This is a genomic window from Paenibacillus tabacirhizosphaerae, from assembly GCF_040812395.1.
Taxonomy (GTDB): domain Bacteria; phylum Bacillota; class Bacilli; order Paenibacillales; family NBRC-103111; genus Paenibacillus_E.
Window position 1 is genome coordinate 40057 of record NZ_JBFNXH010000019.1, and the last position, 15285, is coordinate 55341.

The following is a 15285-nucleotide window of genomic DNA, read 5'->3' on the forward strand; positions in this document are numbered from 1 at the left end:
TAATATTCTGATAATGCCCATTGGTTTTATAGGTAATAAGTATATCGTTAAATTTAACATCCCCAGGATGGTGCGTCTAATAGGGATATTCTATTCTAGCATTTAATTTTTCTATCGTTCCTTACGGTTTGACGCCTGCAAATTACGGTGCTATAGTGGATGACAAGCGTTCCAAAAATGCACATGCCTTCCTGTCGACCTTACCTATGGAGACTTTCTTATATCGCTGATTCAGCAAATAAGAGGGTCTTTTTTGCATGGTGAATAAGTTGGCGTTTTGAAACAGAAGAACTGGTACCATTGTCGCAAATGAAATCTAATTAAACGGGAGGCACCAAGGATGAGTTATCGAACGATTGGCAAAACTGGCATACGCGTTTCCAGCCTTTGTCTAGGCACGATGTCCTTTGGCGGAAATGCCGATGAGCAAACATCCAAAGAGATATTTAACCGAAGCCGCGAAAAAGGCATTAATTTTTTTGATACGGCGAACATCTATAACGGAGGTCTTTCGGAGGAAATCCTGGGCAGATTGATTAAAGGGTCCAGGGACGAGCTTGTTTTGACCAGCAAGGTTTTCTTCCCGACAGGATCCGATGTGAATGCGAAAGGATTGTCTCGCCGGCATATTTTTCTTTCCATTGAAGATAGTTTGCGCAGGCTGCAAACGGATCGGATTGAATTCTATTTCGTGCATCATTTTGATTCGCAAACGGCCATTGAAGAGACGCTGCGCGCGCTCGATGACTTGCAGCGGCAAGGCAAAATCCTTTATCCGGCCGTGAGCAACTGGGCTGCATGGCAGATTGCCAAAGCCTTGGGCATTTCGGAGAAAGCGGCATTAGCGCGCTTCGAGCTTATTCAGCCCATGTATAACCTGGTGAAAAGACAGGCGGAAGTGGAGATTCTGCCTTTAGCGGAATCCGAGCAGCTTGGCGTAATCAGCTACAGCCCGTTGGGCGGCGGATTGCTGAGCGGCAAATACGGGCTGCAGCGCAAACCCGAGCAAGGCCGGCTGGTGGATCAGCCTATGTATACGAAGCGCTACGAGGAAGCTGCTTATTTTGATGCAGCGGAGCGCTTTACCGCATTTGCCAAGCAGCGCGAAGTGCATCCTGCTACGTTAGCCGTAGCTTGGGTGCAAAGCCACCCCGGTATAACGGCTCCCATCATCGGCGCCCGCAGCGTGGAGCAGTTGGAGCCGTCGCTGGCAGCGCTCGATTATAGCTTGGATGCTGAAACGCGTGCAGCGATCTCTGCCCTTACCGTCGCGCCTCCACTGGCAACCGACCGCAGTGAAGAAGCCGGTGCTGAACGTTAATGTTTGCAACCCAAAAAGCAGGCACGATCATCATCTTCAATGATCGTGCCTGCTTCTTCATTTTCAAAACCTGTCTAGCCGATAACCGTTTCAATAAATCTTTCCAGTGAACCTGTATCGGTTATATGTTTATTGCATTCCTCACTATTCATGCACAAATAGTTGCCGACCGCTTTATAGTAATCAGGCGAAGCGTTGGCTGGCCTTTTTTTAGAAACCGCCGAAAATAACGCAAGCTCCTCATACCTGTTGCAGATAAAGCAAAAACTCTTCTTATTGGTCGGTGTAAACTTGCCTTCTATGCCAATGACTTTTCCTTGCAGGCTGTAGACCATGAACAATTTATTGGTTGCAATATCTGTCCAACCCAGATAAGTGACATAACGAAAATCGATCAGGGATATATCAGGAATCTTCAGCTTCTTATTCTTGGGGAATAATTTCTGAATCTGTTTCTCCGTAATCTGCGGGAATGCCGCTAGATGCGATTCTATCGAGGTCAGATACTTTTGAAAATCATCGGGTTTGTCTAAGCCAATAAATGGGTCCAGCAAATGCTTCTGATTGTCCGTACACACCGGAAACAGTTCGGCTATTTTGGTTGCTGCACCATACCGGACGGCTTCCAGTACTTTCGGGTCGGAAATCGTGCTGAGCGCTTGCTGCAAAATCCCCGCTTGCTTTTTAATCACATTATATTGATGGTTTCTAATGAATGGTTCACACATGGTGTGGTCAGCTCCTTATTTTTCATATTAAAAATAAGGAGCAAAGCCAGTTATTAGAAACGATGTATTCTTTATTAGGGCGATTATTTGTGAAATTAGTTACGCCCATGCAAAGTATCGCCTCTACATCAGGCTTTGCATGAGACTGTGCCAATCTGGCAATCTTTAATTGCCATCTATACCAACTCCTTCGCACGTTGAATACAAACATTATACAAAATACTCCCCATTGTCTCAATGGAGAGTATTGTTCAAGGAAGATTCCGGTCCCGTCTCCTGGCCCATGCGGAACGTCGTTCCTTTATAAGATTTACTTTACCCTTATTCCAGCGCAGTGAAGGAACATGGTTCCCTTATTCTGACTATTTGCCAGAAAAAAAGCGGAATTTTCAGGAATAAGGTACTGACGTTCCGCGAATATAACTTGTATGCGATTACATCAATAAATAAGAAACTCACGTTCCGTGAGCCGTTTTCCATATTCGTGACTGCTGCGTCCAGCGATAAAACTGGCGAGAAAAAGCCGAACAACAACTTGTTCGGCAGATCGTTACTTATATGAAGCTGCATTTTGCCACGTATAAAGGAAATTTTCAATGTTCAGCTGCAATCAGGCGAGCCTCATATGAGAAGAATAATGTAATTCGCAGCGTCCTAATCAGCTTTATTTGGAAATAGCCTGCATTAAGCTCTTCCGGGGGTCGAGATTCGGATTCAACACATGCTGCAGATAGCGTTCAGCGCTTTGTTGAATAGCTTCCTCTGAAGCGTTAGCGGCTCCATGAAAGATAAAGCTCGGCAAGAAGCTCATGCCAATGAGCCCCGCAAGCGCTTGATACGGCTTGGTAAATTCACTCATTGCAAAGCCTTGGAAGCCCCCAGCTTGATACGCCTGCTCGTGGGAACCTGTCGAGATGGCAAGAAGCAGCTCTTTGCCAGCAAGTCCTCGGCCTCGGCCCCCGCCCCCTATCAGCCAACTTGAATCCAGAACCACTTCCTGCCACATTTTGAAAAAGGACGGCGCGCTATACCAATAAAAAGGAAATTGAAACACAATGCGGTCATGGGCAAGGAGCAACTCCTGCTCCTTTGTTGCCTCAATGACTTTATCCGGATAAACGGCGTACAAATCATGAACGGTAATGTCTTCATTTTGATTCAGCCTATCCAGCCATACTTTGTTTACTTTTGAGATGTCCAGTTGCGGATGCGCAACGATAACCAACGTTTTCATAAATGAATTCCTCCTCTCCAATAAACTTTACCAAATAAAATTTATTAAGTAAAGTTTATTTGGTAAAGTTTTATCAAATTAACATTTAGAAGGGCAGCCATAACGAAAAACCTGCCCTCTAAAAATGAGGGGCAGGCTTTTTACTTGCGGCATTTTTTAAACGAAAACCTCCGTATGCTCGTCATTTCCCCACTCGTCCCACGATCCTTCGTAAGGCCGTATATCGGAATAACCGAGCAAGCGCAAAACAAAATACGAATGTGCACCTCGCTGATTGGATTGACAGTAGGGCACTATGGTTTGATCCGTTCTTAGACCTAAAACTTCAAACTCCCGCTTTAATGCGGCATACGGCTTAAATCTGATCACTCCGGCCTCGTCCGGCGGATCGAGCGCTTCTTTCCACTCTTTATGGATCGCTCCCTTGATATGGCCTCCCTTGCGATTGTTTCGCTTATCAAGACCTGCGTACTCTTCCGCGGAACGAACATCCAGCAGCACACTGTTGACCAGCCCCTTCTGAATGTCCTCCTTCGTCACCACTCGCAATGAATCCGCAGAAATGGTGATTGAACCGGCAGGCACATCAGGCGATTCCGTCGAGATTTCCTTCGCCGCCGAAGCCCATGCCGTGTAACCGCCATTCAGCAGCTTCACCTGATCCTTCAATCCAAGGTACTCCAAAACATAGAAAAGCCGTGCCGCCAGAACTCCGCCTCCCTCGTCGTAGACAATGATCGTCGTGTCATTGTTCAAACCGGCAGCCTCCAGCACATGCTGCAAACGATCTGACCGGACAAACGTATGGTTGGATGTATCCTTCACATCCTTCACATGCAAGGGGACTGCTCCTGGGATATGTCCGGCTTGATAGCCCTCTGATCTGGCATCAAGTAGAATCACATTTGGAGAAAATCGGTGTTCATCCACCCACTCTACATCGACGAGCAGATGCCCGTTCGGATAATCGGAACCTTGTACAACTGTCATTGTTTTATCCCCTCCTTCTATTCGTAATGTTAGAGCCGCTCGAATCCCAAATTTTCACGCAAGTTCCTGCCCGCATACGAGCTGGGGAACAATCCACGCCGCTGCAATTCCGGAACGACTTGCTCCAAAAAAGCTTCAGCTCCCCCGGACGCCAGCTGCGGCATTACGCTGAACCCATCAGCTGCGCCGCTGTTGTACCATTTCTCCATCACGTCCGCAATTTGCTCCGCTGTCCCTGCAAGGGTAAGCTCGCCGGTGCCTACCCAGTGTTTCTCAAGCAGCTCTCTAATCGTCAGCTTTTCATTGTCCACGATCTTTTTTACTCGCTGATAAAAGGATTGATAGGCATTAACTTGGGACAGATCAGGCAATTCAGGAAAAGGATCGTCCAGCGCATACACAGAAAAGTCGATCCCTAATAGATTCGATAGCGACATCAGGGAACGCTCTATGGAGCCGAGTTTCCGCAGCTCGCCGGCAATTTCCTTGGCCTCTTCTTCTGTTCTGCCCACAATCACTTGCAGGCCCGGCAAAATCTTGATGCTGCCCGGGGGCCGACCCGCTTTGGCAGCTCTGGATTGAATGTCTTGGTAAAAAAGCTGCGCTTCCTCCAGCGATTGCTGCACGGTAAAGATCAGCTCCGCATACTGCGCCGCCAGATCTTTGCCTTCCTCGGATGCGCCTGCTTGAACGAGCAACGGTCTGCCTTGCGGCGTACGCATAATGTTCAGCGCACCCCGAACCGAGAAATGGGCGCCTTCGTGGTGAATATCACGAACTTTGTCCACGTCGGCATAAATGCCGTTAACCTGATCTTGAACCAGCGCGTCTTCATGCCAGCTGTCCCATAATTTGAGGGCTACCTCTGTAAACTCCCTGGCTCTTTCATAGCGCTGCGTATGAGACGGGAGCCCCGGAAGCCCGAAGTTATACGCTGTGCGATCCACCCCCGTGGTCACGATGTTCCAGCCCGCCCGGCCCCCGCTGATATGATCCAGCGATGCGAAGATTCTTGCTACATTGTACGGTTCATTAAAGCTTGTCGATACGGTGGCAATCAAGCCGATATGTTCGGTCACCGTGGCGATCGCTGATAGCAAGGTGAGCGGTTCAAAGCCAAGTATGGGACCATGCTGTACAGCCTTAGCCTCAATCGACAGGCCGTCAGCGATAAACAGCGAATCCACCCGGGCAGCCTCCGCCTTCTGGGCAATCCGCTGAAAATACTTCCTGTCATGAAGCTCCTCCAGCTTCGCGCTGGAATGACGCCAGGCCCCGCGGTGAGAGCCCGCATTTTGCAGCATAAGATTCAAAATCATTCTTCGATCGCTCATTGTCATCACACCTCTGTCATTGTTCTTCTCTCCAAACAAAAAGAGACTCCTGCACTCGGTACGCAAATACGAGGCGGAATCTCCAGTGGTCTGGTAGAAATGAATGTTCATTTTAAATTCGTTAATTCATATTAAAATAGTCGGAATAATACGATCATATCACCCGCGATTCCTGCCCGTCAACAGCAAAAAGAGCCGCCGTTCATGAGGCTGCTTCCTTTTTTTCATCCTCATATCCGAAGATCTGAAACATTCCTGACAAATTGTTGTCAGGATCACCATGTTATGATTGGGATATACATGAATCCATTCGAAAATTGGATGGTAACCAGGAGGTCAATTCTAATGACACAATCTGCAATCGACATGTTCAACTACCACGTATGGGCGAATAAAACCCTGCTAGACCGTTTAAAAGAAATTCCGCAGGAGCTCTATTATCAAGAAATCCAAAGTGTTTTCCCAACAATTTCAAAGGCGATGCCTCATATCTACATCACAGATACCTGTTGGTTGCACATTCTTTCCGGTAAGAGCATGAATGAAGCCATGGCATTAGCCAATCAATTAAAAGAAGCTGCCAAGAAGATGAGCATCGAGGAGTTGGAAGCAGCTTTCTCCGAACTGGCTAAGGCATATACGTTGTTTTTCAAGGAGCAAGAAAATATGGAGAAAACCATCGTCTTGGATAATCCCTATGCGGGCATTCGAGAAACCAGTTATTCAGAAATCGTTCTGCAAGTTGTCAATCATGCAACGTATCATCGCGGCAATATTACAGCCATGTTGCGGCAGTCGGGGCACGCTTCCGTCATGACCGAGTATGCGCTTTATTGGTACTCCACATAACGCCGATTCGACAATTCGTATCAAATTCCACCCATTTACAAGGTTACCAGGTTTGTTCATAATTAAATGTGGGTTACCATCCATTTCCAAGGAGTGATACCATGTCCAAGAGCATCTTAATTCTTACTGGTGATGCCGCAGAAGTACTGGAAGTTTACTACCCCTATTTTCGTGTTTTAGAGGAAGGGTACGAAGCCATCATCGCTTCGCCGACGAAGAAAGTGCTTCGTACTGTCGTTCACGATTTCGTTGAAGATTGGGAGACTTATACGGAGAAGCCGGGGCATCAGCTGCAATCGCACATCGCGTTCGCTGATGTTGATCCTAACCAGTACGATGGCCTGATCATTCCTGGCGGCAGAGCCCCGGAATACATTCGTTCGAATGTGGATGTTCCACGCATTATTCGTCACTTCCTAGAGGCAGATAAGCCGATTGGCTCCATATGCCATGGAGCGCAAGTATTCGCCGCTCTAAAGGACAATCGGTTTTTTGAAGGCCGAACCATGACTGCCTATAACGCATGCCGTTTAGATGTGGAGCAGCTTGGAGCTCATTACGCGAAAGAAACGCTTCATGTTGACGGGAAGCTTGTCTCTGGCCACGCTTGGCCGGATCTGCCTGGCTTCATGCGCGAATTTTTGAAGCTGCTCTCTTAAGCCTTAAATAAATATAGAGAGGTTGCCTTATTCGGCAGCCTCTTTGTCATTAAGGCAGCCTGCTTCAATGCAGAGCGCCTTGAACATCACATAAATGATATCATCGTGCACCTCATATCGGTATTCCCCATACAATAGGTAAAATCATCCATGCGGTTTTTACAAAATGAGGAGTAGCTCATGATCGTAATCGAGGGAACTAGCACTATAATCTTTGAAGAAGGAACACTGTCCGAAGATGAGCAAGCCATCTATCAAAAAAAGAAAAGCAGCCCCGTCGAGTACCCGTTCGCTTGTGTCGATGACCTGTTGTTTGAACTCAAACTGAGAACTCAAATCATGGAAGCTTCATGGGCACTGAGTAAGAGCGGTGTTTTTTTTGCCGGATTTAACAACTCCGTGTGCAACAAGGCTTATTGGCATCATACCGATCAAGGGAGGTTCCGGCTGAAAAGCGGAGTTTCCCCGCAAGCTGCGATAAGAGATATTTTCAGCCACGGAAACTTGTATGCGTTCGAATGTTCCACGGCTGTCGTCGTCGTCCTCTATAAGGCCTTATTAGAATCCATTGATCCCGAACAATTCGATTGGTTGTTTTCAGATCTTCTGTTATTTAATTGGGACTATAACGCTAACTTACATCTAATCGACCGGACATGTATGGAGGAGGCCGTCCCAGGGGATGTGCTTTATTTTGATAACCCCGAATTTGCCCCTATACTTCCTTGGTGGAGAGGAGAAAACGTCGTCAAGATGACAGACGGCCTTTACTATGGGCACGGGCATGGTATCGGTGTCGCTTCTGAAGGTGACATCATTACTGTCCTGAACAAATACAGAAAGCCGGACAGCACGCAATCGGCGTTCCTGACGGACACGATTGTTTTTCCCGATTTCTCCTACTTTGCCAAGTTTCAATCCAACATTCGGGTGAAGCCCATTATTGCTAAAGTTGGGGATTGTACGTTTGTACGACCAAGCCAGCCCTTTTCATGAACATATTCGATTAAGCCCAATTTATATAGACATGTGCCTTTTTTTCCCAACCATGCATAGGATGCTGTATGCCCAAACCAGAAAGGGGAACATCCATGATTAAAGAAATTGTTACTGAGGAAAACTTCCAGCTGTATCAAACGCCGGCAAGAACAGAGGATAACCTCCCGATTCATCAAAATCCAGCTGTAGCTGGCCCGTACCACCCTGCGCATCCGCATCATCATCATGCTCAACATCCACACCATCATGCTCAGCATCCACACCATCACCATGCTTATCATCCGCAGCACCACCATGCGTACCATCCACATCATCACCATCAAGCGCACCATGCACATCACGACCCTGTTTACCATGCGCAGCAGCATCACGTGTACCATCCACATCATCACCCTGTTTACCATCCGCACCATCACCATGTTACGCATCCGCACCATCACCATGTTATACATCCACACTATCACCATGTTTTACACCCGCACCATCATCATGTTATGCATCCGCATCACCATGCTACGCATCCACAGCAACACCAAGGATCCCAGTACTGATGGAAAACAATTGACCCGTACAACGTAAAATGGCCCTTTCGCTTTCATGCGAATAGAGCCTTTTTTTGATCAAATAATATTGAATATCAAGAGTCGTGCAAACGTGAGGCTTGTTTACGATTAACGATCATCCATTCCGCAATGACGAGATTAACGACCAAACCGAGCCAAATATTGACCTCGAGTACCTGATTCAGAATAGGCCCCACACCTTGGAACGGTAACCCCCTATGTCCTGCGAGATACATCATGATACACAGCGGTGTCACTATACGCGCGCTTGCTGCGACAAGCGTCACAGCATAGTTGCGGATCATCCATACGCCATGAGCCTCGAACCTTTTTTGTCGAGCCACCCGATATCCCATCCATCCAGTAAATAACCATAATGCAACCAAGGTGAAAAAGGCCATTTGCCGGATATAGCTCGCCGTATACATTCCCACCACTAGCCCAGTCACGCTTCCAATGGCTACGAATCCTAAATAAAATCGTCCAACCATACGATGAATATGCGGTCGTTTGCTTCGCAGGCCAGGAAGAAATTGCAGCCAGCCTACAACGAGAGCAAGAAACGATGCGAAAATATGGACTAACAGCAGTGGGAAATGCAGGAAAAACGAAGCGTCAAGCGCTACGCGGCTATATCCTGGGTCTAATAAGATATATGGAGCTATTGCAAAGACGGCGGCACCTAACGTAAGCAAGACGATAGAGTTCCACCCGATCCTGTTTTTATGGACACTCGACATTTGGCAGCTCCTCTCTAATTTGATATTTCAACAACAGCCTGAAAGGAGGATCGATCCAGCAGCGATCTCAACATATAATTAGCCAGATCGGCGCGCGAAATCCCCTGTGCCTGGTGCAACGCGCCATTGATTGACGTTCGGTACGTTTCCGTCTTCGGCCCGTTCGTCAACCGAGGGGGACGTATAACCGTCCAGTCCAACCCCGAGTTTCGCACGATCGCCTCCATACGCGACATATCTTCGTAAGCATGTTTGTACATGGGCTGAATCACATGCCGAATGACAAACTGCTGCAACATTGGAGTGTCTAAAGGGATTTCCAGCCCCGCTGAAGATAAGCAAACTAAACGGCGTATGTCCGCAGCTTGCATCGCCTTCATGATATGATCTGTTCCTTCCGAGTAAACGGTCGTAGGTTTGCGGTGAGCTACGCCAAGAGCTGATAGAACCGCATCTTTGTTAGCTAGCCATTTGCTGAACGACGATAGCTCCAGAACATCTCCGTGGACAACTTCCAAGCGTTCATTGCGAATATCAACCGCTGCGGGATTGCGCACAATGACGGTGACTTCGTGACCGAGCTCAAGCGCCTGAATGACGGCTTGACGACCTGTGCCGCCTGTAGCCCCAAAAACGACGACCTTCATCTCGCTTTTCCCCCTGTAAGCTCTTCGACCAGCCAGGTTACAATGGCTTTGTGTCCCTCAATTGTAGGGTGGAGTCCATCCGGCCCTATGAATGTCGCCGACGCCGGTAATCCAAATCCCTCTTGCGTGTCTACGACTGGGTCAGGCAGGCTGCGGATCGTGTTGCCGATCACGAGAATATCTTCATTTCGCCAGCTCAGCTGTCCCTGCTGAAAATGTGGAAACGCGGCAACTCGTTCTTCGTCGAACGTTGGCGGGGTGATCCATACCCAGCTAGCCGTGGTTCGCGCTGAGGCTATCCGCCTTATTTCTTTTAAATTCTTAGCGGTTTCTTCCGCGCTGACTTGCGTTTTGGCCGAACCCGGACCGACGCGCAGCACATCGTTGCCCCCAAGCATGCATAAGATCCAATTCGGTTGTTTGGCGACAATGCCGCTGAAGCGCGCAAGGGCTTGCGTGGAGGTATGGCCGGAAATCCCTTCATTGACCAACCGTATTCCATCCTGCGGTCTTTGCAGCACAAGCAGCTGGCGCAGGATTTCAAACCAGGATAGCAGATCATCTGTCGTACTTTCGCCTACTCCAATCACCGTTTCTCCCGCCTTGAACGGCAGATGATCGACCCTGTCGGCAAAAACCGGATCTTCCAGCAATTGCTGCGCTGCTACTTTCGCCTGTTGAACCAAAAGGACTTTGACGTTCAGATACGTCTCCAAGTCTATGCCATATATAGCCGCTACGGTTTTTTCATCGAGATTACGCGCAAAACTCAGCAGCTTTTCAGGATGCTGTGTTTGAACAAGTTTTACCCACCTAGGATTTAATGTTGGTTCCATCTTTGTATGATCTCCTTTTGTTGTTTTTTTGTTTATCGCATGAACATGCCGCCATTGATCTCAATCGTCTCTCCTGTCACGAAAGAGGAGAGATCGGAAGCTAGGAAAAGCACCCCGCCCGCCACGTCTTCCGGTAACCCTTCCCACCCTAACGGGATGACTGCGATGATGGACTTGCGGATTTCCTCGGTCTTAAACCGATCGTTCGACGTGTTGGCAATCACACCGGGCGTAATCGCGTTAACGTGAATTCGGTTTATCCTGCCAACAAAAGTCAGCAGGTACATGATCAATGGGATCAAGACGAAGATCTTTACAAACGTTTTGTGTGCCGACCAATTCACAGGATCAGCAAAAATGGCCATCCCGGCAATAAATACTTGCACCACAATGCAGGCTAAAAACAGCCAAGCCAATATGTTGTAGATGAGACGCCCGACATGCATCTTCTATCCCTCCTCTCACATGGATCTGGTTGATCAACATTTCTTACAATAACCGCTGAGTCTCACGAAACGCTGTGCGAAAAAGTCACAAAACGATCAACAAACAAGTACATTGCAGTCAATCCGACCACGTGCGACAAAGGATATGCTACAATAATTCCAAATCTTTCTTACAACTTGTTGGAGGGGACTACATGCCTATCAACCGTACGGTATTGATCGTAGATGATGATAAAGAGATTGTAGAGTTAATGAGGGATTTCCTCGAAGATGAACAGTTTGGCGTGGTCGAAGCCTATAACGCCGCTCAAGCTTTAGAAGCAATGGACCGCAATCGGGTTGACTGCATCCTGCTGGATGTGATGATGCCCGGCCAGAGCGGTCTTGAGCTTTGCAGACAAATTCGGAAAACGCAAGATACACCGATCCTCTTCCTTAGCTCACGGGGCGAGGATGTGGACAAAATACGTGGCCTTAGCTTAGGCGGCGACGATTATATTGTGAAATCTGCAACGCCCGAGGAAGTTGTCGCTCGGATCAAAGCTGTGCTCCGCCGCTTCGGTAAGAATGAGAAGGATCACAAGCTCGAGCTTGACTTCGGTCGACTCGTCCTAGATGTGTTGGCCCATGAAACAAGAGTCGAAGGACATCCAGTGCCTTTAACTCCCAAAGAATTCGATATCCTTTGCTTATTTGCGGAATACCCCCGACAAGTATTCACATATGAACAATTGCTGCAGCGTTTCTGGGAAGGGATTGGAGACAAGCATTCCGTCACCGTTCATATTGGAAGAATTCGCGAGAAAATTGAGGAAGATCCCAGAAAGCCAACGTTCATCACCAATGTTTGGGGCGTAGGCTACCGGTTCGAAGGGGTGCGAAGATGAAACCGCTCCGCATACGCCAATGGATGTTGATCGGCATGCTCATTATGCTGATCCTGCCGCAGTTGTCTTATGAAATCCCTGGCCTGTTCGATCGCTATGTGTGGGAGAACACCAAGCATTCGCAGCGGCAAACAACCTTGAACACCTTGGTGAGCGAGGTTAGCGAAACGGACATCACGCACTGGCACGATCCCAGTTGGCAGACTGCTATTGGGAATAGGATCGCAGCTTCGCATTTGGGGATTATTCTCCTTGATGCTTCCGATCGTGAAATCTATCATTCCATGCCTTCAGGAGTGGAAGCAACCGCTTCTCGACAAATACGCATCGTGGAGCAAGGCCAACTGCGGGGTAATGCCCTCTTCTTCGTTCCTAAACAAACAAGCGGACTCGCGACAGCGTTCGCCTTTATAGCTGGTCTTTGCGCTATTTTATTTATTGGATGGCAGATGGGTCGTGTTGTCGTGAAACCTTTGGAAGCGATGAGTTCCGCAGCCAGACGAATCGCGGGAGGCGATCTGGATTTTCATCTTCCCGAATCCACTGTTCTGGAAGTGGCCGATGTGCGTGCAGCCTTTCATGCGATGGGCAAGGGACTTCGGGAATCGCTGATTCGTCAGTCCGAGCTGGAGGAAGAACGACGCTTTTTCATTAGCTCGATCGCACATGACCTAAGGACGCCATTATTTGCTTTGCGGGGATTCTTAACGAGGCTGGAACGCGGTCTGGCCAGCAATCCGGAGAGGATTCCCAGATATGCCGCCATTTGCAGTAAAAAAGCGGAACAGCTAGAACGTCTTGTATCCGATCTTTTTTCTTACAGCCAAATGGCATCCTTGGATCAATTGCTGCGACAAGAACAGCTGAATATAAGTGCTCTTTTCACAGATATTGTTTCGGAATATCTGCCAATTGCGAAGGAAAAAGGAATAACTTTGAAGTACGATGAACCGGCTGAGCAGCATATACGCCAAGGCGACGCACATATGCTGCGGCGAGCGATAGGAAATTTGATCGAAAATGCCCTCCGCTATACCCCAGGAAACGGCGTCATTACCCTCACCTTGCATATGGAGGAAACTCGCATCCTCTTCACCGTTGAAGATACGGGCCCGGGAATACCCGAGTACGAATTGACTAACATCTTTAAAGCATTTTACAGGGGCGATGAATCAAGGAATCCAGAAAATGGCGGCACCGGACTTGGACTTACCATTGCGCAGCGAATTCTAAGGGCGCACAAAGGCGATCTCACAGCCCGGAATCACAGCCAGACAGGAAGCGCTATTTTTACAGGCTGGATAGCTTATTTAGTTACGTCTTAGACGGTGCATATCGTTCTCTAGACCGAGTGGATTTAAATCCTGCGTCTGACGATTGCTTTCCTTTGTTCACTTATACTTGAAAAGTGAAGAGAAATTGACAACAAGTGTAGAACCTGCAACCAATTAAAATGAAATAGAGGTGCTCTTGTGAAACAGCAAGGAAACAACAAGACGTTGGTACTCATCGGGCTGCTGCTCGGCGTGGTGTTCTCAGAACTGGATCAGACGATCGTATCAACAGCGCTGCCAACCATCATTCGTGATCTCCATGGCCTGTCGCTTTACGGCTGGGTAGCAGGGATTTACATGCTCGCCATTACGATGTTCATGCCAATCTTCGGCAAGCTGGCGGATATTTACGGACGCAAGAAGATTTATTTAAGCTGTGTCGCCCTTTTTATGATCGGATCGATCATCTGTGGGCTCGCAGATTCCATGACTGTGCTGCTGATCGGAAGAGGCATTCAAGGCATTGGAGCCGGTGGCCTTATGCCGTTAGGCATGATCATCATCGGAGATACATTTCCGCTCGAGCAGCGTGCTAAGGTTCAGAGCTTAATTGGGCCTTTATTAATTCTGCCGCAGCTGCTAGGACCAACTGTTGGAGGCTATCTTGTCGGCCATGTGAGTTGGCACTGGATCTTTCTGATCAACATTCCTATAGGGCTCATCTCTGCCTTTATCGTGTCCAAGGGCTTGCGTGAATCGAACAACAGCGAGAAGAAATCCATTGACTGGGCAGGCGCCTTCACCCTTGTGCTATCCATGCTCTCGCTTCTGCTCGCTCCTGTGCTGATCGACATCAAAGGCTATACGTGGTCATCCCCTGTCATTATAGGCCTATTGGTTCTGTCCCTAGCGCTTGTCGTGCTGTTTATTCGAATCGAATCCAAGGCCAAAGAACCCATTATCCCGCTAGTTCTCTTCAAAAATCGCTCGGTCGTGGTCCTGTCATGTATCGTATTTCTAACGATGCTCGGCATTATGGGCGGCATGTCCGGCTTCCCGTTCTTCGCTCAGATTGTTATGGGCATGTCGCCAACCGCTTCCGGCTACATGTCGCTGGCTTTCATGGCAGGTGCTATTCCAGCTAGCATCGTTTGCGGAAATCTCATTACAAAGATTCCCTACAAGTACCTGTTCATCGTATCGTTCGTCTTTCCGATCGTCAGCTACGTGCTGCTGTCGCAAATCCATGTCGATACGACGGTTATGTACATGATCGCAGCATTTTTCATACTAGGGCTTGGCATCGGCGTTCTATTCGGCGGAGATAATCTGATCGTCCAGGAATCCGTTGCAAAGGAGCACACCGGAGTAGGTGTGGCCACTGTTCAGTTATTCCAATCCATAGGCACAACGCTCGGTTTCTCCATCTTCGGGAGCCTGCTTTCCAGAAATATTTCCAGCGGTTTATCCGGGTTGTCCGGCGAATTCCCTGCCGGAACTTCAGAGACGATTATGAACGGTGGCCTTCCACAGGGACTTTCCGCAGAGCTGCTGTTGAAAATCAAAATGGTTTTTGCGGAGTCCTTCCAACACATTTTCGCCATAGGCATCGGCTTCGCCATTGTGGCTTTCATCGCTTGCTTATTTATGAAAAAGGAGCTGCTTACGGCCAAGGAAGAAGCTCCGGCCGCTCCGGCTGTCGTTAATCCTAGCTCGAATGTGTGAGCTATGAAATCATGATATTTAACGGAAAGCGCAACTTTTTTCATATTTCTCAC

16 protein-coding genes are annotated in these 15285 nt (G+C 48.2%); 8 read left to right on the top strand and 8 right to left on the bottom strand.

Annotated features, from left to right (window positions below; all coding sequences use genetic code 11):
• Positions 1 to 340: 340 nt before the first annotated feature.
• Positions 341 to 1321 (top strand): aldo/keto reductase, encoded by a 981-nt coding sequence (locus ABRS97_RS24015; RefSeq protein ID WP_367818218.1) that lies wholly within the window; start codon positions 341 to 343, stop codon positions 1319 to 1321.
• A 74-nt stretch (positions 1322 to 1395) separates the two neighbouring features.
• On the opposite strand, the gene ABRS97_RS24020 is transcribed toward ABRS97_RS24015, so the two are convergent.
• From ABRS97_RS24020 to ABRS97_RS24035, 4 genes are all read right to left on the bottom strand, one after another.
• Positions 1396 to 2049 carry a FusB/FusC family EF-G-binding protein gene (locus tag ABRS97_RS24020; RefSeq protein WP_367818220.1) on the bottom strand — a complete coding sequence of 218 codons (654 nt, stop codon included), beginning with the start codon at positions 2047 to 2049 and terminating at the stop codon, positions 1396 to 1398.
• Positions 2050 to 2713: 664 nt separating this feature from the next.
• Positions 2714 to 3283: an NAD(P)H-dependent oxidoreductase gene (locus tag ABRS97_RS24025; protein WP_367818222.1), complete on the bottom strand. Its 570-nt coding sequence runs from the start codon at positions 3281 to 3283 to the stop codon at positions 2714 to 2716.
• A gap of 156 nt (positions 3284 to 3439) precedes the next feature.
• Positions 3440 to 4273 (bottom strand): sulfurtransferase, encoded by an 834-nt coding sequence (locus ABRS97_RS24030; protein ID WP_367818224.1) that lies wholly within the window; start codon positions 4271 to 4273, stop codon positions 3440 to 3442.
• 29 nt (positions 4274 to 4302) lie between these two features.
• Positions 4303 to 5613: an LLM class flavin-dependent oxidoreductase gene (locus tag ABRS97_RS24035; protein ID WP_367818268.1), complete on the bottom strand. Its 1311-nt coding sequence runs from the start codon at positions 5611 to 5613 to the stop codon at positions 4303 to 4305.
• A gap of 339 nt (positions 5614 to 5952) precedes the next feature.
• On the opposite strand from ABRS97_RS24035, the gene ABRS97_RS24040 reads away from it, so the two are divergent.
• The 4 genes from ABRS97_RS24040 (at position 5953) to ABRS97_RS24055 (ending at position 8693) form a co-directional block, all read left to right on the top strand.
• Entirely contained in the window at positions 5953 to 6456 is a 504-nt protein-coding gene (locus ABRS97_RS24040; RefSeq protein WP_367818226.1) for a DinB family protein, read from the top strand.
• Between the two features lie 101 nt (positions 6457 to 6557).
• A complete protein-coding gene (locus ABRS97_RS24045; protein ID WP_367818228.1) occupies positions 6558 to 7115 on the top strand; it encodes a DJ-1/PfpI family protein in 558 nt (185 codons plus the stop codon).
• A 180-nt stretch (positions 7116 to 7295) separates the two neighbouring features.
• The gene (locus ABRS97_RS24050) at positions 7296 to 8111 is read left to right on the top strand and encodes a protein-glutamine gamma-glutamyltransferase (protein WP_367818230.1); all 816 of its coding nucleotides are present in this window, start codon (positions 7296 to 7298) and stop codon (positions 8109 to 8111) included.
• A 228-nt stretch (positions 8112 to 8339) separates the two neighbouring features.
• The gene (locus tag ABRS97_RS24055) at positions 8340 to 8693 is read left to right on the top strand and encodes a hypothetical protein (protein ID WP_367818232.1); all 354 of its coding nucleotides are present in this window, start codon (positions 8340 to 8342) and stop codon (positions 8691 to 8693) included.
• Positions 8694 to 8751: 58 nt separating this feature from the next.
• On the opposite strand, the gene ABRS97_RS24060 is transcribed toward ABRS97_RS24055, so the two are convergent.
• From ABRS97_RS24060 to ABRS97_RS24075, 4 genes are read right to left on the bottom strand one after another with little or no spacing between them, the layout of a single operon-like run.
• Positions 8752 to 9417 carry a DUF2306 domain-containing protein gene (locus ABRS97_RS24060; protein WP_367818234.1) on the bottom strand — a complete coding sequence of 222 codons (666 nt, stop codon included), beginning with the start codon at positions 9415 to 9417 and terminating at the stop codon, positions 8752 to 8754.
• A 14-nt stretch (positions 9418 to 9431) separates the two neighbouring features.
• Positions 9432 to 10064 (bottom strand): NAD(P)-dependent oxidoreductase, encoded by a 633-nt coding sequence (locus ABRS97_RS24065; protein WP_367818236.1) that lies wholly within the window; start codon positions 10062 to 10064, stop codon positions 9432 to 9434.
• On the bottom strand, positions 10061 to 10900 hold the full coding sequence (locus ABRS97_RS24070; RefSeq protein WP_367818238.1) for an SGNH/GDSL hydrolase family protein: 840 nt from the start codon (positions 10898 to 10900) through the stop codon (positions 10061 to 10063). The genes ABRS97_RS24065 and ABRS97_RS24070 overlap by 4 nt, the downstream gene beginning before the upstream one ends.
• Before the next feature lie 32 nt (positions 10901 to 10932).
• Positions 10933 to 11346, bottom strand: a complete 414-nt coding sequence (locus ABRS97_RS24075) for an SDR family oxidoreductase (RefSeq protein ID WP_367818240.1) — start codon at positions 11344 to 11346, stop codon at positions 10933 to 10935.
• A gap of 194 nt (positions 11347 to 11540) precedes the next feature.
• On the opposite strand from ABRS97_RS24075, the gene ABRS97_RS24080 reads away from it, so the two are divergent.
• The 3 genes from ABRS97_RS24080 (at position 11541) to ABRS97_RS24090 (ending at position 15232) form a co-directional block, all read left to right on the top strand.
• Positions 11541 to 12233: a response regulator transcription factor gene (locus tag ABRS97_RS24080; RefSeq protein WP_367818241.1), complete on the top strand. Its 693-nt coding sequence runs from the start codon at positions 11541 to 11543 to the stop codon at positions 12231 to 12233.
• Positions 12230 to 13558, top strand: coding sequence for a sensor histidine kinase (locus tag ABRS97_RS24085; protein ID WP_367818242.1), 1329 nt, complete (start codon positions 12230 to 12232; stop codon positions 13556 to 13558). Before ABRS97_RS24080 ends, ABRS97_RS24085 begins: the two co-directional genes overlap by 4 nt.
• A 147-nt stretch (positions 13559 to 13705) precedes the next feature.
• Entirely contained in the window at positions 13706 to 15232 is a 1527-nt protein-coding gene (locus ABRS97_RS24090; protein WP_367818244.1) for an MDR family MFS transporter, read from the top strand.
• The last annotated feature ends 53 nt before the right edge of the window (positions 15233 to 15285 follow it).